The organism is Sphingopyxis sp., assembly GCF_965227415.1.
In the GTDB taxonomy this organism is placed as follows: Bacteria; Pseudomonadota; Alphaproteobacteria; order Sphingomonadales; family Sphingomonadaceae; genus Sphingopyxis.
In genome coordinates this window covers 2,503,458-2,527,994 of the sequence record NZ_OZ245749.1, presented here as the reverse complement: position 1 = coordinate 2,527,994, position 24,537 = coordinate 2,503,458, and the positions used below count along the sequence as shown (strand labels likewise).

The following is a 24,537-nucleotide window of genomic DNA, read 5'->3' as shown; positions in this document are numbered from 1 at the left end:
AAGAGTTCGGAAATATTGTGGAGGAAAAGGTCATGATCGTCGGCGTCATCGGGGCAGGGCAAATGGGCGCGGGCATCGCGCAGGTTTCGGCAGGCGCCGGACACGACGTGCTTCTGTCCGACATCGACCTGGCGCGCGCCGAAGCGGGCAAGGCGGGCCTTGCCAAATCGCTCGGCCGCCTCGTCGCCAAGGAAAAGATGACGCAGGGCGACGCCGATGCGCTGCTCGGCCGGATCACGCCCGTTGCCGACCATGCCGCCTTCGCGCCCGCCGATCTCGTCGTCGAGGCCGCGACCGAGCGCGAAGAGATCAAGCGCGCAATCTTTGCCAGCGTCGGCCAGCATCTGTCGGCCACCGCGATCCTCGCCAGCAACACCAGCTCGATTCCGATCACCCGCCTCGCGCAGGCCGCGCCCGATCCGGCGCGCTTCATCGGCGTCCATTTCTTCAACCCGGTGCCGGTGATGGGTCTGATCGAGCTGATCCGCGGGCTCGCCACCAGCGACGACACGCTGGCGAAGGTCGAGGCTTATGGCCGCGGCCTCGGCAAGCAGATCGTCCATGCGAACGACGCGCCGGGCTTCATCGTCAACCGTGTGCTGATGCCGCTGATCAACGAAGCGGTCTTTGCCCTGGGCGAAGGCGTCGCGACGATGCAGGATATCGACGCGGGCTGCCGCCTGGGTCTCAATCATCCGATGGGCCCGATCACGCTCGCCGATTTCATCGGCCTCGACACCTGCCTCGAAATCATCCGCGTCCTCCAGAGCGGCACCGGCGATCCGAAATTCCGCCCCGCGCCGCTGCTCGTCCAATATGTCGAGGCCGGTTGGGTCGGCAAGAAGGCCGGGCGCGGCTTTTACGACTGGACCGGGGCGGAGCCGGTTCCGACGCGGTAAAAGCGCGGCGCCCGCAATTTAGGGCTGGACGACCGGGGCATCCTTGCACACGATGGCGGCCGGGTTCGCAGGCATCTTTGTGGGGGATATCATGCGTTTGATCATTGCGGCTGCTGCGACAGCCTGTCTCGCGTCGGCGGCGCCCGCGCACGCCCAGTCGGTGAGTATCCAGAATCCGGCCAATTTCTGGTCGACGCTGAAGGCGATGGGCTATGAGCTCAGCCCGATCGCCAAGGCCGACACGACGCCCGAATTCGATATCAAGATCGAGGGCTTCTCGTCGACGCTGCGCCTTCAGGGCTGCACCGCGGGCAAGGACTGCAAATATATGACGCTCGTCGCGTCGTACAGCGACGTTCTCAATGCGCCGCAGGACTGGATTCAGCAGATGAACGACGAATTCGACCTGCTGCGCGTCGGCACGAATGAAAAGGGCATGCTGTATATGTTCGGCGGTTATGTCGTCGAGGGTCTGCCGCAAAAGGAATTGAAGCGGATTTTCGATTATTGGGGCGCCGACACCGCGGCGATCGGACAGGAAGCGACCGACAAGGGCTATACGACGGCGGAGTGACGCCGGGAGCCGAACGCGCCGCCGGGCGTTCGAGTCGAGAGGCCATTGGGGCCGCAGGAGAGCCGCCATGTTCCGCAAAGTCGCCACCAGCCTGACGATCCTCTCGCTCGCCGCCGTGTCGCCGTCGGCGGCGCAGGAAGGCGCGCCCAAGGATTCGACGATCAAGGATACCGCCAATTCGGTCGCCGAACCCTTTGACGGCAAGGAAGTGCCGGCCAAGCTGCTGGCGATTCAGGACGCCCCCTATTCGCTCGCGGGGCTTGGCAAATGTTCGGCGATCATTCGAGAAATCACCGACCTAGACGAAGTCCTCGGCCCCGACGTCAACCAGACGGTCGAGAAGAGCAGGGACAAGAAGCGTGAGGAAACCGCGGGCCGCGTCGCCGGCAACCTCGCCGGCTCGGTCATTCCCTTTCGCGGTCTGATCGGCGAAGTCACCGGCGCCAATGCCGAGCGCCGCCGCTATGCCGAGGCGGTCTATGCCGGTACGGTGCGTCGCGGGTTCCTGAAAGGCGTCGGGCTCGAACGCGGCTGCAAGGCGCCCGCGCGCCCCTGATCGGAGAGACGATATGGACGTTGCTGACATCCGCCCCTTCACGATCGAGGTTCCGCAGGCGGCGCTCGACGACCTGAAGATCCGGCTTGCGAACACGCGCTGGCCCGAAAAGGAAACCGTTGCCGATTGGGATCAGGGCGTCCCGCTCGCTTATGCGCAGGAACTCGCAGCCTATTGGCGCGACCATCATGATTGGCGCAAGGTCGAGACACAGCTCAATTCCTGGCCGAATTACCTCGCGGCGATCGACGGGCTCGACATCCATTTTCTGCATGTCCGCTCGAACAATCCCGCCGCTCGTCCGCTCGTCCTCACGCACGGCTGGCCGGGATCGGTGCTCGAATTTCTCGACGTCATCGAACCGCTGTCGGCCGACTATCACCTCGTGATTCCGTCGCTTCCCGGCTATGGCTTCTCGGGCAAACCCGCCGAAGCCAAATGGAGCGTCGAGCATATCGCCGCCGCGTGGGACGCGCTGATGCGCGCGCTCGGTTACGATCGCTATTTCGCGCAGGGCGGCGACTGGGGCAGCGCGGTGACCTGTGCGATCGGCGGCCATCACGCCGATCATTGCGCAGGCATCCATGTCAACATGATCGTCGGCCAGCCCGATCCCGACACGATGAACGACCTCACCGACGACGAGAAAGCCTATCTGGCGCGGTTCGGCTGGTACCGGGCAAAGGACAATGGCTATTCGACCCAGCACGCGACGCGGCCGCAGACGGTGGGCTATGGTCTCGCCGATTCGCCCGCCGGGCAGATGGCCTGGATCGTCGAAAAATTCCACGGCTGGACCGATTGCGGACACCAACCTGGCGGGCAGTCGATCGGCGGCCATCCCGAAAAGGCGCTGTCGAAGGACGCGATGCTCGATACGGTCAGCCTCTATTGGTTGACCAACAGCGCGGCATCGTCGGCGCGCCTCTATTGGCACAGCTTCGCGCAGTTCGGCTTTGGCGAAATCCATGTGCCGACGGGGTGCAGCCTGTTCCCGAACGAGATCATGCGCCTCTCGCGCCGCTGGGCCGAGGGGCGGTACAAGAATATCGTCTATTGGAACGAGCTGCCCCGCGGCGGCCATTTTGCCGCCTGGGAACAGCCCGACCTGTTCGTCGTCGAGGTCCGCGCCGCGCTGGGCGCGATGAGCCTATAGCGGCGTATAGACGACGCGGCAGCTTTCGGCTGCGCTGCGCGCGGCGGTGTTCCACATCACGTCATTGCCGTTGCGCGCGAGCCGCGCCCCGGTCCGGTTTTCATAGACCGACCCGCTGGTCGATGGCGTCTGCTTCAGCACCAGCGAGCGCCGGCCATTGACGCGCACGATGGCGCCGTCGCCGACATAGTCGACCTTCAGCTTCGTCCCGCCGCTACAGTCATAGCTGGTGCCCGTGTTGCGCGGTACCGAGGAACAGCCGGCCACCGCCAGCGCGGCGCCCAGGATCAGGATCGTCTTGTTCATCGCATTTCCCCTCAATAACCCGAACGGACGCACAGCGTATCGGCCAGATATTCGCGGCCGGCGACCGTTTCCATATGTTCGCGCGCCGAACCGTTCCAGCCGATCGAGCGGCACCATGTGTCGGCGGTCCGCGCCGCGCAATTGGCGGTCGCCGCGCCGTTGACGCAAGCCAGGACACGATAGTTGCCGGTCGCGGGTTGAGTGTGGAATTCGGCAAAATTGCCACGCGCGACCTGATCGTTCGCTGGCGGATTGGGGTTCCATCCGCCGCCTCCGGCACCGATCGGCCGGATCGACTGGACGTTGATGCCGCGCAGGACATTGCCCAGCAACGGCGTGTCGCGATCGACGATCCGGCATCCGCCGCGATAGCGCGTTTTCTCGCACAATTCCCAACGGCCGTTGGCGACGCGAACCGAATTGACGGGCCACGCAAGGCCGAGGTCGGGCTTGGCCTCTCCGATGAAGACCGCAGGTCCCTTATAGGCCGCGTCGCGATAGATCGTCGCCTCGGGCGGCCGGTACATCTTGTCCTGGGGCGGCTGCGCACTCGAGGTGGCGAGAAAGCCCGCCCCTATCGACACCGCTGCTGCGGCAAGGATCGACAAACGATAAGCGGTTTTCATGACAGCCTCCCTGTTGGCGAAACGCGACCCGGGACTCGTTATTTTCCGGAAGTTTACGTCATGCCGCGGCGGCTTGCAAATTGTCCCAATTGCCGGCGCGCATAGGCCGCGCCGAACCCGCAGGTCACGGCGCCTTGCCAGCTTCCGCAGCCGGCGCGTTCTCCGGTATCGCATCGGGCGCCGGTATCGCTTTGGGTATTGCGTCCGGCCCCAGTGCTGGCGCAGGCGGTGCGGCGGGTGGCGCGATGCCGAGCATCAGGCCGGCAAGTGCCGCCGACATCAGGTTCGACAAGCTGCCCGCGAGCAGCGCCTTCAGGCCGAGCTTGGCGATCATCGGGCGCTGGTTCGGCGCAAGCCCGCCGGTCACCGCCATCTGGATCGCGATCGAGCTGAAGTTGGCGAAACCGCACAGCGCGAAGGTCGCGATCGCGATCGAAGCGGGCGACATCGTCGCCTGCACCTTGCCAAGGTCGATGAAGGCGACGAACTCGTTGAGCACGATCTTGGTGCCGAACAGGCCGCCGACCGCCGCACTCTCGTCCCACGGTACACCCATCAGCCACATGACCGGTCGGAAGATCGTGCCGATGATCGCCTGGAACGACAGATCGGGATAGCCGAACCAACCGCCGATGCCGGCGAGCAGCCCATTGGCCAGCGCGACGAGCGCGACGAAGGCGAGTACCATCGCACCGACTGCGACAGCGAGCCGGACGCCGGTCTGCGCGCCTTGCGCGGCGGCCATGATGATGTTCGCCGGCTTCTCCTCGTCATGGCTCGCCTCGGGCATGATCACGGGCTCGATGCCAAGATCCTTGGGATCGTCGGGCATCATGATCTTTGCCATCAATATGCCGCCGGGAGCCGACATGAAGCTTGCGGCGAGAAGATAGGGCAGCAGCTGCGCGCCGATCATGCTTGCATAGGCGCCCAGGATCGTGCCCGCGACGCCGGCCATGCCGACCGTCATCACGGTGAAGAGCTGCGACGGCGTCAAGCTTGCGAGATAGGGTCGGATGACGAGCGGGCTTTCGCTCTGTCCGACGAAGATGTTTGCCGCGGCGCCGAGGCTTTCGACCTTGGTGATGCCGGTAATCTTCTGGATCGCGCCACCGACCCATTTGATCACGAGCTGCATGATGCCGAGATAATAGAGGATCGAGATCATCGACGCGAAGAAGATGATCACGGGCAGCGCTGCAATCGCAAAGCTGTGCCCGCCCATTTCAGGGGCAGCGAGTGGGCCGAAGATGAAATCGGTACCGGCCTTGGCGTAGCCGAGCAGGTTCGATACGGCGCCCGACATCCCCTGAATGATGGCGCGCCCCCACGGGGTGCCGAGGACCAGCAAGGCGAACCCGGCCTGCAGCAGGAAGGCGGGGACGACGACACGCAGGCGGATCCAGCGCCGGTTGGATGAAAAAAGCACAGCGATCGCAAGCAATGCGACGATGCCGAGCAAACCGATAAGCCGTTCCATAATCTTTGTGCGTCCCCCGCAAGTTTATTGCCCGTGTCTAACGGGCTTTGGCGGCGGGGCAAGCCTGTGCGGTCACGCCATCTTTCCTCCGCGCACAAAAGCGATTAAGCGGCGCCGATGGAAAATAGCTCTTCGCGCGTCATAGCGCCCTCGTTGCTGCTGTTCGCAATCCTCTACGGCGGCATGGTTCCGCTCGGCGGCTTTCTGGGCGCGAAGCAGGTGGCGCTCGGTTCGCTCGCGGTCGAGGCCGGGATTTTCCCGTTTCTGACGCTGATCGCCATCTCCAGCGGTATCGCCGAGCTGCACGGCCGCGTTGTCGCCGACCGGCTGGTGCGGTTGGGCTTCATCCCGTTGGTTCTTGCGATTATCCTCACGGTCTTCGTGCTGCAATTGCCGACCGACCCGGGCATGTACGAACCGGCGAAAGAGGCTTTCCCGATCATCGTCGGTCAAAGCTGGCGGATGATGGCAGCGGGCATTCTCGCTTATGGTGTGTCGGTCAGCCTCAACGTCTGGATTTTTGCACGGATGACAGCGAACAACGGTCGGTTGCTGCCGCTTCGCGGCTTCATTGCTGCCGCGCTCAGCCAGATTGTCGATACGCTGATCTTTATTACCGTCAGCTTCTACGGCGTCCGCCCGATTGCCGACCTGATGCTTGGCCAGATGCTCGCCAAGATCGTGCTGTCGGCGGTGATGGTGCCGCTGCTTGTGATGGCCGTGGTTGCGATCGGCCGCCGCCTCGACGGAACGACGGCGCCAGAGGTTGCCGGATGATGGCGATGACCGATCCGTCAAAAATGCCCGACCTTCTCGCCAAGGCCGAGACGCTGGTCGAGGCACTGCCCTATTTGCAGCGCTATGCCGGCGAGACCTTCGTGATCAAATATGGTGGTCACGCGATGGGCGATCCCGAAGCGCAGCGCGACTTTGCCGAAGATGTCGTCCTGTTGAAAGCAGTCGGCATCAACCCGGTCGTCGTCCATGGCGGCGGGCCCCAGATCGGTGCGATGCTGAAACAGCTCGGGATCGAATCGAAATTTGTCGGCGGCCTGCGCGTCACCGATGCCGCGACCGCCGAGGTCGCCGAGATGGTTCTCGCGGGCAAGATCAACAAGGAAATCGTCAGCTGGATCGCCGGTCTTGGTGGCCGCGCGGTCGGCATTTCGGGTAAGGACGCCAATCTGGTGCTCGCCGAAAAGATCAGCCGCACCGAACCCGACCCCAATTCAGGGATCGAGCGGCATGTCGACCTCGGCTTTGTCGGCGAGCCTGTCGCGGTCGATCCGACGATTCTCGTCAATCTGACGAAGGATAATTTCATTCCGATCGTAGCGCCGGTGGCGCTCGGTGCCGACGGCGCGACCTACAACATCAACGCCGACACGATGGCTGGCGCGATCGCCGGCGCCCTCGGTGCGAAGCGGTTCTTCCTGCTCACCGACGTGGCGGGGGTGCTCGACAAATCGGGCGCGCTGCTCACCGATCTCGACCGCGCCGCGATCGACGCGCTGAAGGCCGACGCCACGATCACCGGCGGCATGATCCCCAAGGTCGAAACCTGCGTCGCCGCGGTCGATGCCGGGGTCGAGGCGGCGGTCATTCTCGACGGCCGTATCCCGCACGCGATGCTGCTCGAAATTTTCACCGCAAGGGGTGCGGGCACCCTCATTCACCGCTAGTATAGCGCCCTCGACCTATCGGCCGGAGCTCCTAATGTATTTCATGTTTCTCGATATTCTGGCGATCCTCCTCAACATCCTGTGGTGGATCATCATCATCCAGGCAGTGATGTCGTGGCTGCTCGCCTTCAACGTCATCAACACCCACAATGAATTTGTCCGCCAGCTGTGGTTCGTGCTCGAACGCATTACCGAGCCGCTGTATCGCCCCCTCCGTCGCATCATGCCCGACTTCGGCGGCATCGACCTGACCCCCATGCTGGTGCTGATCCTTTTGATCATCATCCGCGGACCGGTGCTCAGCTATCTGTATCAGGTCGGCGTCAACGCCGGACTGGCGTGATCGCATGATGGCGGGAGTCGGCGAAATCGCGCGCGTCATCGATGGCAAGGCTTTTGCCGCAGAGCTGCGCGTCCGCATCGCCGCCGCTGTTCCCGCCTTCAAAGCCGCAGTCCGCCGCGCGCCTGGCCTGGCCGTTGTGCTGGTCGGCGACGATCCGGCGAGCGCCGTCTATGTGGGCTCGAAGGGCAAGGCCACGGTTGCCGCCGGCATGGCGAGCTTTGAGCATCGCTTGCCCGCGAGCGCGACGCAGGACGAGGTCGAAGCCTTGCTCGCGCGGCTCAACGCCGATGAGGCGGTCGACGGCATCCTGCTCCAGCTGCCGCTTCCCGGTCATCTCGATGAACAGGCCGCGGTCGCGACGATCGATCCCGACAAGGACGTCGACGGGCTGACCCCGGTCAGCGCGGGACGCCTTGCGCTTGGCATCCCCGGCATGGTGCCGTGCACACCCTATGGCTGCCTGCTGCTGTTGCAGGATCGTCTCGGCGACCTTTCGGGCAAGGACGCGGTCGTGATCGGCCGTTCGATCCTCGTCGGCAAGCCGATGGCGGCGCTGTTGCTCGGCGCGAACGCGACGGTCACGATGGCGCACAGCCGCACCAGGGATCTGCCCGATCTCGTCCGCCGTGCCGATATCGTCGTCGCGGCGGTTGGACGGCCCGAAATGGTCAAGGGCGACTGGATCAAGCCTGGCGCGGTGGTGATCGATGTCGGGATCAATCGCCTGCCGCCTGCCGAAGGCGAGGCCAAGGGGCGGCTCGTCGGCGACGTCGATTTTGCCGAAGCGGCGGCGGTCGCCGATGCGATCACGCCGGTGCCGGGCGGCGTCGGCCCGATGACGATTGCCTGCCTGCTCCGCAACACGCTTGTCGCCGCGCACCGCCGCGCGGGCCTCGCCGATCCGGAAGGATTCTGATGCGCTTCCTCGCCGCCGCCGCCGTCGTCACCTTGTCGCTTGTCGCTGGCTGCGCGCAGGGCCCCGACCCTCGCAAGCGTCCGCTGGCCGCCAATCCGAGCGCCTATATCGCCGCCGAGATCGGTTTTGCGCGGCTCGCGCAGGACAAGGGACAATGGACGGCGTTCCGCGAAACGGCGGCGCCCGACGCGGTGATGTTCGTGCCGCAGCGGGTGAAGGCGCGCGACTGGCTGAAATCGCAGAAGGACCCCGCCGAAGCGGTGAAGTGGCAGCCGCACGCAGTCTATGTCAGCTGCGACGGCAACAGCGGCGTCACCACCGGCGCGTGGCAGAAGAGCGGAACCAACGGCTATTTCACCACCGTCTGGATGCGCGATCCGATCAGCGGCAAGATGAGTTGGGTGCTGGATCATGGTGACGGTCTGACGACGCCGCGTGAGGCCCCGGACTTCATCGAATCGAGCCAGGCGAAATGCGGATCGCGGCCTGCCGTGCCGATCGAGGCGGGTGACGAGGGCGATGACATGGCGGTCGGTCTTTCGGGCGACCAGACGCTCAGCTGGACCTCGACCGTGCATCCCGACCAGTCGCGCCGCGTCACCGTTCGCCTGTGGGACGGCAAGACCATGAAGACCGTCATCGACAATGAAGTGGCCGCACCGCCGAAATGATGGATCTCTTCATCTCGGCCTTCGTGACGCTGTTTGTCGTTATCGACCCGCCGGGCTGCGCGCCCATTTATGCCAGCCTGACGACGGGAGCGAGCGCCGAGCAGCGGCGGTCGATGGCGATCCGCGCGACCTTGATCGCGGGCTTCATCCTCGTTTTCTTCGCGATGTTCGGCGAGGGGCTGCTGAGCTTCCTTCATATCGACCTCGACAGTTTCCGGATCGCCGGCGGGATCATGCTGTTCGTGATCGCGATCGACATGGTCTTCGAAAAGCGCACCGAACGCCGCGAGCAACGCGCCGAAAAGGTGAAGGCGACCCCTGAGGTCGAGGATGTCTCGGTCTTTCCGATGGCGATGCCGATGCTGGCGGGGCCAGGGTCGATCGCGTCGGTGATGCTGCTCGTCGCGCAGAACAATGGCATCGAACGGGCGGTCGTCATCTTTGCTGCGCTGCTGCTCGTGCTGTTGCTGACGCTGGCTGCGCTGCTTCTGGCGGGACCGTTCATGCGGCTGATCGGCAACAAGGGCGAGGCGGTGATTACCCGCCTGCTCGGCGTGCTGCTCGCGGCGCTGGCAGCGCAGTTCGTGATCGACGGCCTCAAGGCGAGCTTTCCCGCGCTCGCGTAAAAGAGGGGGCGCCGCTTTTCAGCGACGCCCCATATTCCACGGGAATGGAACTTCTATTGCGCGGCGGCGACGTCGCTCTGCGTCACCGGCGCGATGCGGATCTCGACGCGGCGGTTGCACTGATAGTCGGCCTCGCTGCGTTCGGGGGTGCATTTGAGTTGCGATTCGCCATAGCCCAGCGTCGCCATGCGCGCGCGGTTGATGCCGCGACCGGCCATATAGTCTGCAACCGAGGCCGCGCGGCGTTCGGACAGGCCCTGGTTATAGCTGTCGCTGCCCGTCGAATCGGTGTGGCCATACACGTCAATATAGGTGCTCGGATATTCGGCGAGCGTCGAGGCGACGCTGTCGAGCGCGCTGCGGAACTGCGATTTCACGAGCGCGCTGTTATAGTCGAACGTGACGTCGCCCGCATGTTGAGCACGAGTTGGTCGCCCTGACGCTCGACATCGATGCCGGTGCCCGCGGTGCGCTCGCGCAGCTTCTTTTCCTGCTGGTCCATATAATAGCCGACGCCGGCACCTGCGACCGCGCCAATGCCCGCGCCGACAATCTTTTCGGTCCGGTCGCGGCGCCCGCCGACGAGGTCGCCGAGCAGATAACCGCCAAGCGCGCCGCCGATGCCGCCGATTGCGGCCTTCGAGATCGTTTGCTTGCCCGTTTCGGGGTCGGTGACGCAGCCGGTCAGCGCGAGCGCGCCAATGCTGGCAAGCGCGGTGAGCTTGATTGTCCTGGTCTTCATTTTATCGTTCCCTTTTTCTGCGGCGGCCGGACTGGTCCTCCACCGCCTTCCCACCGATAACATATTGGCGCACATGTGGTTCCATCAGGCGCCTGAACGCTCCCTGAGCATTGAACTTTGCCACCATTGTGCATTTACGCGCCTTTCGCCTATAGGACCAGCATGACCGAAGCTGACAGGGGCTGGGCGCACGAGCGCCGCGTGACCGCCCGATGAGCCCTTTTCCGTGGGGCGACGTGGCGATCATCGCCGTCCTGATCATGTTGAATGGCGCTTTTGCGCTGTCCGAACTTGCGATCGTCTCTGCGCGCGGGCCCCGTTTGCAGGCAGCCGAAAAGCGCGGCAGCCGCGGGGCGAAGATCGCGCGCCAGCTCGGCGCCGACCCTGGCCGCTTCCTTTCGACCGTGCAGGTCGGCATCACGCTGATCGGCATCATCGCCGGCGCCTATTCGGGCGCGAGCCTCGGCGGTCCCGTCGCCGAACGATTGCAGGCGTGGTTCGGGATCGACGCCGAACATGCGCAAGCCGCGGGCTTCGCGCTCGTCATCGCGGTGACGACCTATTTCTCGCTGATCGCGGGCGAGCTCGTACCCAAGCAGTTCGCGCTGCGCGCCCCCGAACCGATCGCGATCTTCATGGCGGGGCCGATGTACTGGCTGTCGCGTGTCGCGGCGCCGCTCGTCTGGCTGCTCGACAACAGCTCGGCGCTCGTCTTTCGCCTGCTGGGGCTCAACCGTGAATCCGAAGATCGGGTGACCGCCGAAGAGCTGCACCTGATCGTCGCCGAAGCGTCGAAATCGGGCGTGATCGAGGAAAGCGAGCGCGCGATCATATCGGGCGTCGTGCGTCTGGCCGACCGGCCGGTGCGCGAGGTGATGACGCCGCGCATCGACGTCGACTGGATCGATATCGCATCGGACGCCGACGCAGTGCGCGCGATGCTGCTCGACACGCCGCACACCAGAATTCCGGTCGCGCGCGGGTCGGTCGACGACATCGTCGGCGTCGTGCAGGCGCGCGACATCGCGGCGGCACTGTTTCGCGGCGAAGCGCTCGACCTCGAGAAGCTCACCCGCAGCGCAAAGGTCATCCACGACCAGATCGATGCGATGGACGCGCTCGAAAATCTGCGCGCGGCCGACGTTCCGATGCTGCTCGTCCACGATGAATATGGGCATTTCGAGGGACTGGTGACGCCTGCCGATCTGTTGTCGGCGATCGCCGGTGAATTCGCGTCCGACCAGGATATCGGCAGCGAGCCTTTCGTCGTCGAACGCGATGACGGCAGTTTGCTGATCGCCGGATCGATGCCCGCCGACCAGATGGCCGAGCGGCTGGGGATCGAGCTGGGCGACGACCGCGATTATGCGACCGCCGCGGGCCATGCGCTGGCGATCCTCAAGCATCTGCCCAAGGAAGGCGAGACGTTCTCCGACAGGGGCTGGAAGTTCGAGATCGTCGACATGGACGGGCGCAAGATCGACAAGCTGCTCGTCACCCAGGTTCGCAAGCCAAAGGACGAGGACGCGGAATAGCGTCTTAAAGCCACAAAAGCCCCGCACGCGCGCGTTCAAAATGTGTCCTTTGTGGCTTTAAGCGGGGCGGCATCGCGGCGAAGCGTGGCGTGCGGGGTGAGGCCATCGGTTTCCATCGACCAGCTTGGAGCATGGCGCGATAATGTAGGAAAGGATTATTTGGGTGCGGACGCGCTGGTGGACGCCTGCCTTCGGGGTGGTTTTCAACCAGTCGTCATCCCGGACTTGGTTCGGGGTCCGCCGCCGCCCTGACGTCATGGACCCCGGATCAAGTCCGGGGTGACGAGGGGAATATGTGGAGAGGTGGCGGCCGCGCAGCGGCCGACGGGGGCCTCGCGTCCCTGCGCTACGTTGCTTCAGGCTGCCAACCCCCTCCACCACCTTCGGTGGCCCCTCCCCGCAAGCGGGGAGGATCGGGATGGCCGCAATCGGCCGCGTGCCGTCGTCAGAGCTCGCCGCCAAGCGCTCCATATTTCGCCTCGAACCCGGCCTTGTCGCCCTGCGCGAGATAGTTGGCCTGGTCGACCAGATTGTCGCGCACGATGCGGCCCTGGAAGGCGCCGAGCTGGGGGTCGATCGCCGCGATGTCGGCGTCTGTCCACTCGGCGATCTGACGGAAGCTGGTGACGCCCAGGCCGTTCAGCAGCACGACCATCTTGGGGCCGAGTCCCTTCAGCAGTTGCAGGTTGTCGGCCTTCGTGGCGGGCGCCGGAGCCGGTTCGGGCGCTGCCACCGGCTCGGGTGGGGGCGGCGGAACCGTTGGTTCTTCGGGGATGACGACCGCGGGTTCGGGGTCGGGTGCCGGTTTCGGGGTGGGTTCGGGCTGCGGCGCGGGTTTCGGCGCCGCGGGAGCGGGGGTTTCAGCGACCGGTTCGGCAGAAACCGTGGGCTCTTCGGGAATTTCGACCGCCGGTTCGGGCTCGGGTGAGGGCGCGGGAACGCGGGCAGGCGGCGCTTCGGCGACCGGCGCGGGTGCCGCAGGCGGCGCCGTGACAGGCACGGACGCCGGTTCCCTCGGCTTGAAGCGCGCGGGCTCGGCCGCGACGATTTCCGGCTTCACCGCCTCGAGCGGCTTGCGCGGTTCGGCCGGCGCCAGCGGAGTTTCGGTCGCTTCGGGCTTTTTGCGGCCGAAGAGGACCCACAGCAGGAGGACCGCCACGACGAGGCCGACGACCGCGATGATCCAATTATCCTGAAGCCACGCCATGATGATCTCCCTGTCGCCGAACCGAGGTGTGCGCCCCCGCCTTCGCGGGGACACATGCTATGGCCCAGATATCGGCTGCGCCGTGGACCGTCCAGCCCCGGGTGCGGCGGCCTATTCCGCTTCGCGCGCGACTTCGCGCCAGCCGATATCGCGGCGGCAGAAACCGCCCGGGAAATCGAGCTTGTCGACCGACGCGTAGGCGCGCGCCTGCGCTTCGGTGACGCTTTTGCCGGTCGCGGTGACGTTGAGGACGCGGCCGCCGGCGGCAACAAGGGTGCGATCCTGGCGCGCAGTGCCGGCGTGGAACACGCGCACGCCGCCGGCTTCGGCGTCGGCGATCCCGTGGATCGCGCCGCCCTTTTCGGGGGTGGCCGGATAGCCTTTGGCTGCCATCACGATGGTGAGCGCATAATCCTGCGCGAAGACCGGCGGCCCCGCATCGGCAAGCGTGCCGGTCGCCGCGGCATGGAGCAGCGCGGCGAAATCGCCCTTGAAGCGCATCATCAGCACCTGGCATTCGGGGTCGCCGAAGCGGGCGTTATATTCGATCAGCTTCGGGCCTTCGCTCGTCAGCATCAGCCCGGCGAACAGCACGCCGACATAGGGTGTGCCCTCGGCCGCGAGCGTCGCCACCGTGGGGCGGATGATGCGGTCCATCACCGCCGCTTCGAGGTCGGCGGTCAGGACCGGGGCGGGGCTGTACGCGCCCATGCCGCCGGTGTTCGGGCCGATGTCGCCGTCGCCGACGCGCTTGTGGTCCTGCGCGCTGCCGAACGCGATCACGTTCGTGCCGTCGGAGAGCGCGAAGAAGCTCGCTTCCTCGCCGGTCATAAATTCCTCGATCACGACTTCGGCGCCTGCGCTCCCGAACGTGCCGTCGAACATATCGTCGATCGCCGCTTCGGCCTCGGCCTGCGTCTCGGCGATGATCACGCCCTTGCCCGCGGCAAGGCCGTCGGCCTTGATGACCACCGGAATCGTGAAGCCTTCGAGCACTGCGAGCGCTTCGTCGGCGCTGGTGCAGCGGACATAGGCGGCGGTCGGGATGCCGGCGCGCGCGCAGAGATCCTTGGTGAAGCCTTTCGACCCCTCGAGCCGCGCGGCGGCCGCGCCAGGACCGAACGTCGCGATGCCGATCTCGCGAAGGCGGTCGGCAAGTCCGGCGACGAGCGGGGCTTCGGGGCCGACGACGACGAAGTCGATGCGATGCGCTTTGACGAAAACGATCAGCCCGTCGATGTCGTCGGCGGCGACGGGGACGCATTCGGCGTAAATCTCGATCCCCGGGTTGCCGGGCGCGGCATAGAGCTTGGCGCAGCTTGGCGATTGTGCCAGTTGCCAGCTCAGCGCATGTTCGCGGCCCCCCGACCCGATGAGCAGGATATTCATGGCAGTCCCTTTTCCCGATCCGGCGTCCGACGATGGCACCGAAGCGCGGCTGTTAGCCGAGGCGTCGCCCGGCGACAATGTTCCCCCGCTATCGGTCAGCCAATTATCGGCAGCAATCAAGCGGACGGTCGAGGACGGCTTCGCGCGCGTGCGCGTGCGGGGTGAGTTGTCGGGTACGAAGCGCGCGGCATCGGGGCATTTCTATGCGGCGCTGAAAGACGATAATGCGCTGATCGACATGGTGATGTGGAAGGGACAGGCGGCGCGGCTGGCCTTCCGGCCCGAGGACGGGATCGAAGTGATCGCGACGGGCAAGCTCACGACTTATCCCGGTCGCTCCAAATATCAGCTCGTCGTCGATACGCTCGAGGTCGCGGGCGAAGGCGCCTTGATGCTGCTGTTCGAGAAGCTGAAAGCGCGGCTCGGCGGCGAGGGGCTGTTCGACCAGAATCGCAAACAGCCGCTGCCTTATCTGCCGCAGGTGATCGGCGTAGTGACCTCGCCGACCGGCGCGGTGATCCGCGACATATTGCATCGGCTTGCCGACCGCTGTCCGACGCGGGTGATCGTGTGGCCGGTTCTGGTGCAGGGTGACGGCGCGGCGGCGCAGGTCGCCAACGCCGTGCGCGGGTTCGATGCGCTGCAGCCGGGCGGCCCGGTGCCGCTTCCCGATCTGGTGATCGTCGCGCGCGGCGGCGGGTCGATCGAGGATCTGTGGGCGTTCAACGAGGAAGTCGTTGTGCGCGCGATCGCCGACTGCCGCATCCCGACGATCAGCGCGGTGGGGCACGAGACCGACGTGACGCTCGCCGATTATGTCGCCGACGTGCGCGCGCCGACGCCGACAGCGGCGGCCGAAATGGCGGTGCCGGTGCGCGCCGAGCTGCAGGCGCAGCTTGCGACCTGGAACGGACGGATGATCGGCGCGGCGACCCGCCAACAGGCGCTGTGCGGCGAGCGGCTGACGGCGCTCGCGCGGCACCTGCCGAAACGCGAGGCGCTCTATGCGCCGCAGCGCCAGCGGCTCGACGACAGTGGCGACCGGCTCGATCGCGGGCAGCGGCAACGGCTCGTGGTCGTGGCCGAGCGGCTTGCGACGCGATCGGCGGCGCTACGGCCCGCCTTGCTTGCGCGGCGCTGGGACCGCGACCGGGCGCGGCTCGAGGGATTGGGGCGGCTGCTCGGCTCGCTCGATCCGCGCGCCTTGCTGTCGCGCGGCTATGCGATGGTGCGCGATGCCGATGGAGCGATCGTCGCCACCGCCGACCGCGCGCGCGGCGCCGAACATCTGCGGCTGCAGTTCGCCGATGGCGATGTCGCGGTCCATGTGGCGGGGAGCGATGCGCCGGTGTCGACGCCGAAGCCTGTCCGCAAGCCGCCGCCGGCCGCGCCGAAGCGGGGGCAGGGGGAGCTGTTCTGACCGCTGCGGGGGTGGCCGCGCGGCGCTTTGCTGTTATAAGCAGCGCAATGACTGACGCACGAACGGACCTTGAATCATGCTGATCGCCAGCCGCAACCGCCTTGCCCGCCTGCACTACGGACCCAATGGGTTCCGCGTCCTGTCGCCCGGCGACCATGTGCTGTGCGCCGTGAGCGGGGTGCCGATCGGGCTCGAAGAGCTTCGTTACTGGTCGGTCGCGCGGCAGGAGCCCTATGCGACCGCCGCGCTTTCGGTGCAGGCCGCTCTGGACGACGCGCGCAAGGCATGATTTTCGGACGTTTCGGGCTTCGCTATCCGGTTGCGTTGCCGTTGCTGGTTGTCGCGGCGAGCTGCGTCCCGGCCGCGAAGGCCCCTGCTGCGCCGGCTGTCCCGCCCGAGCGACCGATCGCGGTGGCGGCCGAGCCCGTCCAGGACGCTCCGGTGGCCTATCCGGATTTCATCCTCTTCGGCAGTCCGGAACAGGGGCGCGCGCTGAAGGCGCAGGCACCGACCGGCGCGCAGACGGTGACGTTCGATGGCGCGGCAATCCCGCTGGCCGACGATGGCCAGTTCCTGATCGCCTTCGACCGCGATGCGCCCGCGACGGCGCAGCTGGTGGCGACGCTCGCCAATGGGCGCGTCGTCGCGCATCCGCTCGCGGTTGCGCCCGGCACCTGGCGCATCGAATATATTAACGCGCCCTATCGCGGGAGCGCAGCGAGCGACGCCGATTTTGCACAGCGCCGCCCCGCCGAACTCGCGCAGATCGCAGCGGCGCGCGCTGTCGCTGCCGATTCGGGCGGCTGGAAGCAGAAATTTCGCTGGCCAGTGACCGGGCGCCTGTCGGGCTTCTTCGGATCGCAGCGCGTGTATCAGGGCAAGCCCGGTACCTATCATGGCGGCACCGATATTGCGGTTCCCGCCGGCACGCCCTTCGTCGCGCCCGCCGACGGTGTCGTGACGCTCGCGGCTGCGGCGCCCTTCACGCTCGAGGGCAATCTGCTGATCGTCGATCATGGGATGGGATTGTCGAGCGCGTTCCTTCATTGCCAGCGGCTCGACGTGAAGGTCGGCGACCGCGTCGTCCAGGGGCAGCCGCTCGGGACGGTGGGCCGGACCGGGCGCGCGACGGGCCCCCATATGCACTGGGGCCTCAAGTGGCGCGACGCGCGGCTCGACCCGGGAAAACTGGCGGGACCGATCGGCGGCTGATCGGCAGCAAAGGCGAAGGATTTCGTTACGCTTGAAACAAAATGTCGCGAATGCCGCAGCGCAGCATCATAGAATTTCGCCGAGTCTCGCGGTTGTTGCAAATACGTCACAATGCATGCCGAAACCGCCGGACTCGCGGCAAATTCCCTTTACTCGACATGAATGAGGCCTCATCCCGCACGCTATCGGGGCATCTGTGCGTCGGCGTCCTGCCGTTGCATTGGGGGTCCGGGTATCATCACCATCAGTAGCAAGGGACTGCACTGTGAAAACCACCCAATATTCCAAGCTGAAGCTCAGCGCCGCACCGCTCGTTCTGGGCGTCGCGCTGGTTTCGGCTCCTGCCTTTGCGCAGGACGCGCCGGCCGAAGAGGCAACGACGAGCTCTGAAATCGTCGTTACCGGTACGCTGATCCGCAACCCGAACCTCGAACAGTCGACTCCGGTCAACGTCACCACCTCGGACGCCATCGAGCTGAAGCAGTCGAACGTTGCGGAAGAAGTCCTGCGCGAACTGCCCGGCGTCGTTCCGAACATGGGTTCGGCCGTCAACAACGGCAACACCGGCGGTTCGTACGTCGATCTTCGTGGCCTCGGCTCGACCCGCAACATCGTCCTGCTGAACGGCAACCGCGTTGCTCCGTCGGACGTGAACGGCCGCGTCGACCTTAACAACATCCCGCTGGCCCTGATCGAGCGCGTCGACGCGCTGACCGGCGCTGCGGTGACCACCTATGGTGCGGACGCCATCACCGGCGTCGTCAACTTCGTCACCAAGCGCGATTTCGCAGGTCTGGAAGTCACGGCTTCGGAACAGATCACCGAGAAGGGCGACGGCAATGTCTTCCGTATCGACGCGACGATCGGTGCGAACTTCGACGATGGCCGCGGTAACGCCGTGCTGAGCATCGGCTATCAGCAGGCCGACGCTGTCTATCAGGGCGACCGTCCGTTCTCGAACAACACGCTCGACAGCTATTCGAACACCTTCCTGGGTTCGGGCACTTCGGTTCCGTCGCGCTTCTCGGGCACTCGTCCGATCGATCCGCTCACGGGCCAGCCGAGCCTTGATCCGACCGTCGTCAATGGCGGCGTGCGCCAGGTGAACGCCGCCGGTCAGGCCGTCGGTACCTTCGCGACCTACAACTTCAACCCGTTCAACATCTTCCAGACGCCGTTCCAGCGCTATAACATCTATGGCCAGGCGAATTACGAAGTGTCGGATGCGGTCGAAGTCTATACCCGCGGCATGTTCTCGAAGAACAGCGTGTCGACCATCATCGCGCCGTCGGGTGCGTTCGGCGGTACCGTCACGATCAACCTGAACAACCCGTATCTGCCTACCGCCCTGCGTAACCAGTTCTGCGCATTCAACACGTCGACGACCGCCGGTGTCTACACGCCGCGCTTCACGCCGGGCGAATGTACCGCAGCGGCAGCCGCAACGGGTCGTACCGATGCAGCCTATCGCGAAGTCACCGTCACGCTGAACCGCCGTACCCCGGAAGTCGGGCCGCGCATCAGCGACTATCAGACGACCTTCTTCGACTATCGCGTCGGCGCTCGTGGCGGCATCACCGACACGATCGACTGGAACATCGAAGGCGCCTATGGCGAATCGGAGAATATCCAGACGATCAAGAACTACACGCTGCAGTCGCGTTTCCGCGAAGCGTCGCTGGCGAACAACACCACGACCTGCCAGAGCGGCAACGCGGCCTGCGTTCCCGTCAACCTCTTTGGTCCGGAAGGCTCGATCACGCCTGGCATGGCCGACTATCTGTCGGAAAACAGCTCGTCGACCAACCGTACCTCGCTGGCTCAGGCACGCGCGATCATCTCGGGCGATCTCGGCTTCGCTTCGCCGGGCGCCGTTCAGCCGATCGGTTTCGCGATCGGTGCCGAATATCGCAAGTACAAGGCACAGCAGGCTGCGGATCTTCTCGCCAAGACCCCGGGTGAACTCGGCGGCGCCGGCGGTGCGGCTCCCGACATCGACGGTGGCTACGACGTTTATGAAGCTTATGCCGAAATCGTCGCGCCGCTGATCGAAGACAAGCCTTTCTTCGAAAGCCTGACCCTCGAAGCCGGCATCCGTTATTCGGATTACAGCATTCAGGGTGCCGGTGGGTACAACACCACCACGTGGAAGGCCGGCGGTAGCTGGGAACCGGGCGCTGGCGTCAAGTTCCGCGGCAACTATAGCCACGCCGTCCGCGCCCCGAACATCGGCGAGCTGTTCACGCCGACCTCGGTTGGCCTGACCAACCTTGGTATCGACCCCTGCTCGGGTGCCGCACCGACGACCAACGCCAATCTTCGCGCCGTCTGTATTGCACAGGGCGCGCCGGTCGGCACGATCGGTTCGATCACCAATCCGACCGCAGCCCAGGCGAACATCACCACCGGTGGTAACCTGAACCTGCAGCCGGAAAAGGCAAACACCTGGACCCTCGGTCTGGTGTGGCAGCCCGACTTCCTGCCGCGCTTCAACGTGTCGGTCGATTATTACAACATCACGGTCACCGACGTTCTGGGCGTGCCGCTTCCGGGCGACATCATCAATGCCTGTTTCCTGGGTCTTGATGCCAGCAGCGCAACCAATCCGGCTTGTACGTCGATCCGCCGTAACCCGATCACGGGTGGCCTCGACGGTGACCCGGCAACGACCGGTGGCTTGTTCGGTACCACGAACAACCAGGGCCGTCTGTTCACCGACGGTGTCGACCTGATCATGAACTACAACATGGATCTGGGCTTCGCGAGCCTCGACTGGTCGTTCGTCGGTAACTGGACGCACAGCTCGAAGTTCAAGGCAAACGCTGCTGACCCGGCGTCGCTGAACCGCGAATGCGTCGGCTACTACAGCGTCAACTGCTCGTTCACTGGTTCGCTCCAGCCTGAATATCAGTTCTCGAACCGCTTCACGCTGGGCTTTGACAAGGTCGACGTCTCGCTGCTGTGGCGCTGGCAGGATGCGATGAACTTCGAACCGCAGCAGATCATCGACGACGGCGGCAGCGCCAACTCGGTCGATCCGGCGTTCCGCCACATCAAGGCGCATCACTATTTCGACCTGACGACGCGCTTCAACATCAGCGAGAATCTGACCTTCACGGCGACCGTGCAGAATCTGCTGAACCAGAAGCCGCCGATCGTCGGCAACACGATCGGTTCGACGACCTACAACAGCGGCAACACCTTCCCGTCGTCGTACGACGCGCTGGGCCGTCGCTTTGCAGTGTCGGCAAAGCTGAAGTTCTAGTCGCTTCACGCTTCGACAGGATTTGGGGGCGGACAGCAATGTCCGCCCCTTTTTCTATGTCCCGAAGACATCGAGAAATGCGCGGTCGTCTTGGTCACCCCGGACCCTTCGACAGGCTGAAGACAGGTCTGATCCGGGGTCCGCTTGAACGCGGGGGCCGCCATCTCAAGAAAGAGCGGGACCCCGGATCAAGTGGGCAATTATCCGACTGGGACAAGGAACGGGTGGTCCCCCGCGAAGGCGGGGGTCCAGCGACAACGAAAGACGCACGGCATCGCGCCCTTCGACGCTTCGCGTCGAAGCTGGACCCCCGCCTTCGCGGGGGAACATATATTTGCTCCAATGGGATGTATCCCGATCAAGCCTGTCCTGAGCCTGTCGAAGGGGCCGGGGTGACGACGGAAAGGGAGCAGGGGCCAGATCGGGGACCGGGATCAGCCGATCGGTAGCGACGCGGGCAGGACGAGCGGAATGCCGGCTTGCGCCGCAAGGACTTCGGCCCAACCGACGACCTGATCGATTTCTTCGCCATAGGCCGCTTCGGCGACGGCAAGATCGCGCTGTCGCTCGCCAGCGGTGAAAGCGGCACCCGACTTGCTGTTGCGGCCGAGCGCGGGGTGGGCGGCCATGGCATCGCGATCCCCTGCAAGGCCGTAATGCGCCATCGCCGCACCGACGGCGGCGACGGGGTCGGCGGTCAGCGTTTCGCTGTCGAGCGACGCGATCCGGTCGGGGGCCCAGCCGATCAGCGCAGCGAAGGCCTGTTGCTGCGCGAGCCAGCCGACGGCAGCGACCTGCAGATCCGATTGGCGGAAATAGTCGCGCGGTTCGAAACCCAGCTGGACATATCCGTCGGCAAGATAGGATTCGAGAAGCTCGCGGCACCAGAGCCGGCACCACATGCCCTTGCGCGCGACCGACAGCAGGAAAACACGCAGCGGCGCATGAAGCAGGACGGCGCGCGCGTGCGGCCGCAGCATCAGGGCGCCGCGCGCGAGTGGATTGAAGATGTTCGACGGCTTCACGATCACGGCTTCGCTTGCCTCGAACCCGCGCGCGAGCATGGCGAGCGCGTCGTCCATCACCCGGCCATGCTCACGCGGATCGGCGCCGCGGCGGCGCCATCCGACCATGTCATTCAGCAATACCGGTTCGGACAGGCCGGTCGCGACGCCTGGCTGGTCGAGCGCCTGGACGAGCATCGTCGACGCGCAATAGGCCGAATGGAACAGGAAATGGATCGGCGGTTCGGGCGATTTCGCGGCGCCACGGCAATCGGTTCGCCTCAGCACGACGGGTGTGTTTTCCTCGCCCAGATGCAAATCGGTAAGGAACGGAACCCTTGCTCGCGCTTCGCGCGCCACGCGGCGAAAGTGGAAGGCATCGTGGCCCGGATCGTATCGGTGGGCGAGCCATTCGGCGTCGCCCATTATGGCAGCGATGGAAGGCTCTGCGGTCATCAATCGACCTTGCCGATTGCCCTTGCCAATGGCAAGCATGGCCATGACCAGCGCGACCCCGCCCGCCTCTGCCGCCGACGCGAATCGCCTGGGTATTGCGGCGCTGCAATCGGGAGATCCGCAAGCCGCTGCCGATCATTTTTCCGCCGCGGCCGCGGCCGACCCGCGCTCGGGAGCGCTCCAGCGAAATCTGGCGTCGGCGTGGCGCGCCTTGGGCGACGAGGGCCGCGAACTTGACGCGCTCGACGCAGCGCTGGCCATCGACCGCCGCGACCTGATGGCCTGGATTCGCAAGGCCGAGCGGCACGAGGCGCTCGGCGACAAAGGCGCGGCGCTTGCGGCGTGGAGCGCAGCGGTCGCACTCGGCGGGCAGCTCGATCCCGTTCCCCCGCCACTCGCGCGCCTGCTTGCGCATGGGCAGGCGTTCATCGACGGCGCCACCGGGAGCATGTTCGCCGCCGCTTCGCGGAGCTTTGCCGAAATTCGGGGCGGGCTGTCAGAGACCGAAGTGCGGCGGGGCGAGGCCTTCATCGCTGGCGCGCTCGGCCGTCGCCGCATCTATCAGAATGAATGCGCGGGGATTTATTACCCCTTTCTGCCGGCCGACGAATTTTTCGACCGCGTCCATTTTCCCTGGATGGCCGAGATCGAGGCCCAGAGCGACGCGATCCGCGGCGAGCTTTGCGCGCTGCTCGACGATCCGGGCGAAGCGCTCCGCCCCTATGTCCGGATGGACGCCGGAACGCCCGAATCGATCTGGACCGATCTCGACAACCGTCTCGACTGGGGCGCCTGTTTCCTGTGGGAATATGGCGAGCCCAACCAGCCGGTGCTCGATCGTTGCCCCGTCACCGCCGCGGCGCTGGCCGCCATCCCCGGTGCGCGCATTCCGGGCCGCGCGCCCAGCGCCTTTTTCTCGATGCTCAAGCCGCGCACGCGCATCCCGCCGCACACCGGCGTTACCAACACGCGCGCCATCATCCACCTGCCGCTGATCATTCCGTCCGGCTGCGGCTTTCGGGTCGGCGGCGAAACGCGCGCGTGGGACGTGGGCAGGGCCTTCGCGTTCGACGACACGATCGAACATGAAGCATGGAATGACAGCGACGATCTGCGCGCGGTTCTGATCTTCGACGTGTGGAACCCGCACCTGACGCCGGGCGAACGCGACCTGTTGCAGCGCTATTTCGCGTCGGCTGATGCTTCGGGTTATGCCGTTCCGCGCTGACGGGCGCGCTGGTCGGCCGGTGTCTGTCCTTCGCCGAAATTCAGCTTTGCGAAAGCCCGCATGAACCATATGATGCGCCATTGAGGCTGCGGATGATGATCCGCGGTAGGAGGATTTTGATGACCCGAATTTTGCCCGTAATCGTCGCGGCGACGCTGTTCGCCGCTCCCGCCGCATTCGCGATGGAAAGCACCGCCGCGGCCGATCGCGCGCCGCCGGCCAAGACGCCGTCGTTGATGACGCCGACCGAGATCAAGGCCTATAATGAGGGGCTGCCGGCGACCCACCCCTATTTTATCAAGTGCCGCAAGAGCGTCGAAATCGGCTCGCTGGTGAAGAAGAACCGCGTCTGCCACACCAACGAGCAGTGGAAAGTTGCGCTGGAAAAGGGCAGCACGAGCGCGCGCGAAACCGCCGAAGCCATGCAGAGCAAGGCGGGCAGCGGCTCCAACTGATCGCCGTCCGCGGTGCCTTTATGGGAGGATGAGATGCGTCGAATCGCAAGTCTGGGGATCGTCATGCTTTTGTCGGCCGCATCGGTTGCTGCCGCGACCGAGGCCGAGGCGCCACTCGCGCGCGTCCCGTCGGAAATGACGGGCGACGAGATCGACGCCTATAATCAGGGACGCGCCGCGAGCGATCCCGATTATATCCGCTGCCGCCGCATCGAGCAGATCGGCTCGCTGGTGAAGAAGCTGCGCGTCTGCAACACCAATACCGAGTGGCGCCGGATCACCGACAAGGGCAATCAGGACGCGCGCGACACGATGGACGTCGTCGCGCGCGGCTGGAGCAATTCGCGCGAACCCGCCGACCAGCTCGGGCCCGAGATTCGGCCGCAATAGAAGGGGCTTTGCCATGCTCAAGATCGTGATTGCACTCGCACTCGCCGTTTCCACAGCACCGGCTGCGCCAGCGTCGGGCGCCGAGCGCGCTCCGCTCGACCGCCCGGCGTCGACGATGACCAATGCCGAGATCAAGGCCTATAATGTCGGGCTGGCGGCGACCGATCCGCAATATATCAAATGCCGCAAGATCGAGGAAATCGGCTCGCTCGTGAAAAAGGCACGCGTCTGTCACACCAACGACGAGTGGAAGCAGCTGTGGGTCCAGGGCAACCAGGATTCGCGCGACACCATGGACGCCTATGCCAGCAAGGCGGGGGATTGCCGCGCGACGGGCACCTGCTGAGAGGCTGAAGCGAGCGCGACTAAAGAAAAGGGCGGCCTATGAGCCGCCCTTTT

At 65.3% G+C, this 24,537-nt stretch carries 25 protein-coding genes and 1 pseudogene; 19 read left to right on the top strand and 7 right to left on the bottom strand.

Features of this window, described 5'->3' with window-relative positions:
- Window positions 1–32: 32 nt before the first annotated feature.
- The 4 genes from ACO055_RS12355 to ACO055_RS12340 all read left to right on the top strand — a co-directional run bounded on the left by ACO055_RS12355 (window position 33) and on the right by ACO055_RS12340 (window position 3,185).
- On the top strand, window positions 33–899 hold the full coding sequence (locus tag ACO055_RS12355) for a 3-hydroxyacyl-CoA dehydrogenase NAD-binding domain-containing protein (protein WP_422059181.1): 867 nt from the start codon (window positions 33–35) through the stop codon (window positions 897–899).
- Window positions 900–990: 91 nt separating this feature from the next.
- The gene (locus tag ACO055_RS12350; protein ID WP_422059180.1) at window positions 991–1,473 is read left to right on the top strand and encodes a hypothetical protein; all 483 of its coding nucleotides are present in this window, start codon (window positions 991–993) and stop codon (window positions 1,471–1,473) included.
- A 67-nt stretch (window positions 1,474–1,540) separates the two neighbouring features.
- Window positions 1,541–2,029, top strand: coding sequence for a hypothetical protein (locus ACO055_RS12345; RefSeq protein WP_422059179.1), 489 nt, complete (start codon window positions 1,541–1,543; stop codon window positions 2,027–2,029).
- A gap of 13 nt (window positions 2,030–2,042) precedes the next feature.
- Complete coding sequence (locus ACO055_RS12340; protein ID WP_422059178.1) at window positions 2,043–3,185, top strand: epoxide hydrolase family protein; 1,143 nt, start codon at window positions 2,043–2,045, stop codon at window positions 3,183–3,185.
- Here the strand turns inward: ACO055_RS12340 and ACO055_RS12335 are convergent.
- The 3 genes from ACO055_RS12335 to ACO055_RS12325 all read right to left on the bottom strand — a co-directional run bounded on the left by ACO055_RS12335 (window position 3,180) and on the right by ACO055_RS12325 (window position 5,597).
- Complete coding sequence (locus ACO055_RS12335; protein ID WP_422059177.1) at window positions 3,180–3,491, bottom strand: MliC family protein; 312 nt, start codon at window positions 3,489–3,491, stop codon at window positions 3,180–3,182. The genes ACO055_RS12340 and ACO055_RS12335 overlap by 6 nt on opposite strands.
- Window positions 3,492–3,502: 11 nt before the next feature.
- Window positions 3,503–4,117 carry a hypothetical protein gene (locus ACO055_RS12330; RefSeq protein ID WP_422059176.1) on the bottom strand — a complete coding sequence of 205 codons (615 nt, stop codon included), beginning with the start codon at window positions 4,115–4,117 and terminating at the stop codon, window positions 3,503–3,505.
- Window positions 4,118–4,241: 124 nt separating this feature from the next.
- Complete coding sequence (locus ACO055_RS12325) at window positions 4,242–5,597, bottom strand: NupC/NupG family nucleoside CNT transporter (RefSeq protein ID WP_422059175.1); 1,356 nt, start codon at window positions 5,595–5,597, stop codon at window positions 4,242–4,244.
- A gap of 117 nt (window positions 5,598–5,714) precedes the next feature.
- Here ACO055_RS12325 and ACO055_RS12320 point away from each other — a divergent pair, with 117 nt between their 5' ends.
- Genes ACO055_RS12320 through ACO055_RS12295 form a run of 6 tightly spaced genes read left to right on the top strand, consistent with a single transcriptional unit; the run spans window position 5,715 to window position 9,835 of the window.
- Entirely contained in the window at window positions 5,715–6,374 is a 660-nt protein-coding gene (locus tag ACO055_RS12320; RefSeq protein WP_422059174.1) for a queuosine precursor transporter, read from the top strand.
- Window positions 6,371–7,279, top strand: a complete 909-nt coding sequence (argB, locus tag ACO055_RS12315) for an acetylglutamate kinase (protein WP_422059173.1) — start codon at window positions 6,371–6,373, stop codon at window positions 7,277–7,279. Before ACO055_RS12320 ends, argB begins: the two co-directional genes overlap by 4 nt.
- 34 nt (window positions 7,280–7,313) lie before the next feature.
- On the top strand, window positions 7,314–7,622 hold the full coding sequence (locus tag ACO055_RS12310; protein ID WP_422059172.1) for a YggT family protein: 309 nt from the start codon (window positions 7,314–7,316) through the stop codon (window positions 7,620–7,622).
- A gap of 4 nt (window positions 7,623–7,626) precedes the next feature.
- Window positions 7,627–8,538: a bifunctional methylenetetrahydrofolate dehydrogenase/methenyltetrahydrofolate cyclohydrolase FolD gene (folD, locus tag ACO055_RS12305; RefSeq protein ID WP_422059171.1), complete on the top strand. Its 912-nt coding sequence runs from the start codon at window positions 7,627–7,629 to the stop codon at window positions 8,536–8,538.
- Window positions 8,538–9,209 (top strand): hypothetical protein, encoded by a 672-nt coding sequence (locus ACO055_RS12300; protein ID WP_422059170.1) that lies wholly within the window; start codon window positions 8,538–8,540, stop codon window positions 9,207–9,209. Before folD ends, ACO055_RS12300 begins: the two co-directional genes overlap by 1 nt.
- Window positions 9,206–9,835, top strand: a complete 630-nt coding sequence (locus ACO055_RS12295; protein ID WP_422059169.1) for a MarC family protein — start codon at window positions 9,206–9,208, stop codon at window positions 9,833–9,835. Before ACO055_RS12300 ends, ACO055_RS12295 begins: the two co-directional genes overlap by 4 nt.
- 53 nt (window positions 9,836–9,888) lie before the next feature.
- On the opposite strand, the pseudogene ACO055_RS12290 reads toward ACO055_RS12295, so the two are convergent.
- Window positions 9,889–10,577, bottom strand: a pseudogene (locus tag ACO055_RS12290) (OmpA family protein).
- Between the two features lie 212 nt (window positions 10,578–10,789).
- Here ACO055_RS12290 and ACO055_RS12285 point away from each other — a divergent pair.
- On the top strand, window positions 10,790–12,112 hold the full coding sequence (locus tag ACO055_RS12285; protein ID WP_422059168.1) for a hemolysin family protein: 1,323 nt from the start codon (window positions 10,790–10,792) through the stop codon (window positions 12,110–12,112).
- Window positions 12,113–12,557: 445 nt separating this feature from the next.
- On the opposite strand, the gene ACO055_RS12280 is transcribed toward ACO055_RS12285, so the two are convergent.
- Window positions 12,558–13,319, bottom strand: coding sequence for a hypothetical protein (locus ACO055_RS12280; protein ID WP_422059167.1), 762 nt, complete (start codon window positions 13,317–13,319; stop codon window positions 12,558–12,560).
- A 111-nt stretch (window positions 13,320–13,430) separates the two neighbouring features.
- Window positions 13,431–14,708: a phosphoribosylamine--glycine ligase gene (purD, locus tag ACO055_RS12275; protein WP_422059166.1), complete on the bottom strand. Its 1,278-nt coding sequence runs from the start codon at window positions 14,706–14,708 to the stop codon at window positions 13,431–13,433.
- Here purD and xseA point away from each other — a divergent pair.
- The 4 genes from xseA to ACO055_RS12255 all read left to right on the top strand — a co-directional run bounded on the left by xseA (window position 14,707) and on the right by ACO055_RS12255 (window position 20,605).
- Window positions 14,707–16,128: an exodeoxyribonuclease VII large subunit gene (gene xseA, locus ACO055_RS12270; RefSeq protein WP_422059165.1), complete on the top strand. Its 1,422-nt coding sequence runs from the start codon at window positions 14,707–14,709 to the stop codon at window positions 16,126–16,128. The genes purD and xseA overlap by 2 nt on opposite strands.
- A gap of 76 nt (window positions 16,129–16,204) precedes the next feature.
- Window positions 16,205–16,417: a DUF2093 domain-containing protein gene (locus tag ACO055_RS12265; protein WP_422059164.1), complete on the top strand. Its 213-nt coding sequence runs from the start codon at window positions 16,205–16,207 to the stop codon at window positions 16,415–16,417.
- The gene (locus tag ACO055_RS12260; protein WP_422059163.1) at window positions 16,414–17,340 is read left to right on the top strand and encodes a M23 family metallopeptidase; all 927 of its coding nucleotides are present in this window, start codon (window positions 16,414–16,416) and stop codon (window positions 17,338–17,340) included. The genes ACO055_RS12265 and ACO055_RS12260 overlap by 4 nt, the downstream gene beginning before the upstream one ends.
- A gap of 265 nt (window positions 17,341–17,605) precedes the next feature.
- Entirely contained in the window at window positions 17,606–20,605 is a 3,000-nt protein-coding gene (locus tag ACO055_RS12255) for a TonB-dependent receptor domain-containing protein (RefSeq protein WP_422059162.1), read from the top strand.
- 434 nt (window positions 20,606–21,039) lie between these two features.
- Here ACO055_RS12255 and ACO055_RS12250 read toward each other — a convergent pair whose 3' ends face one another.
- Window positions 21,040–22,065: a hypothetical protein gene (locus ACO055_RS12250; RefSeq protein ID WP_422059161.1), complete on the bottom strand. Its 1,026-nt coding sequence runs from the start codon at window positions 22,063–22,065 to the stop codon at window positions 21,040–21,042.
- A 43-nt stretch (window positions 22,066–22,108) separates the two neighbouring features.
- Between ACO055_RS12250 and ACO055_RS12245 the strand changes: the two genes are divergently transcribed.
- From ACO055_RS12245 to ACO055_RS12230, 4 genes are all read left to right on the top strand, one after another.
- The gene (locus tag ACO055_RS12245; protein ID WP_422059160.1) at window positions 22,109–23,293 is read left to right on the top strand and encodes an aspartyl/asparaginyl beta-hydroxylase domain-containing protein; all 1,185 of its coding nucleotides are present in this window, start codon (window positions 22,109–22,111) and stop codon (window positions 23,291–23,293) included.
- Window positions 23,294–23,412: 119 nt separating this feature from the next.
- A complete protein-coding gene (locus tag ACO055_RS12240; RefSeq protein WP_422059159.1) occupies window positions 23,413–23,748 on the top strand; it encodes a hypothetical protein in 336 nt (111 codons plus the stop codon).
- A gap of 33 nt (window positions 23,749–23,781) precedes the next feature.
- The gene (locus ACO055_RS12235; RefSeq protein WP_422059158.1) at window positions 23,782–24,138 is read left to right on the top strand and encodes a hypothetical protein; all 357 of its coding nucleotides are present in this window, start codon (window positions 23,782–23,784) and stop codon (window positions 24,136–24,138) included.
- Between the two features lie 13 nt (window positions 24,139–24,151).
- On the top strand, window positions 24,152–24,484 hold the full coding sequence (locus tag ACO055_RS12230; protein ID WP_422059157.1) for a hypothetical protein: 333 nt from the start codon (window positions 24,152–24,154) through the stop codon (window positions 24,482–24,484).
- The last annotated feature ends 53 nt before the right edge of the window (window positions 24,485–24,537 follow it).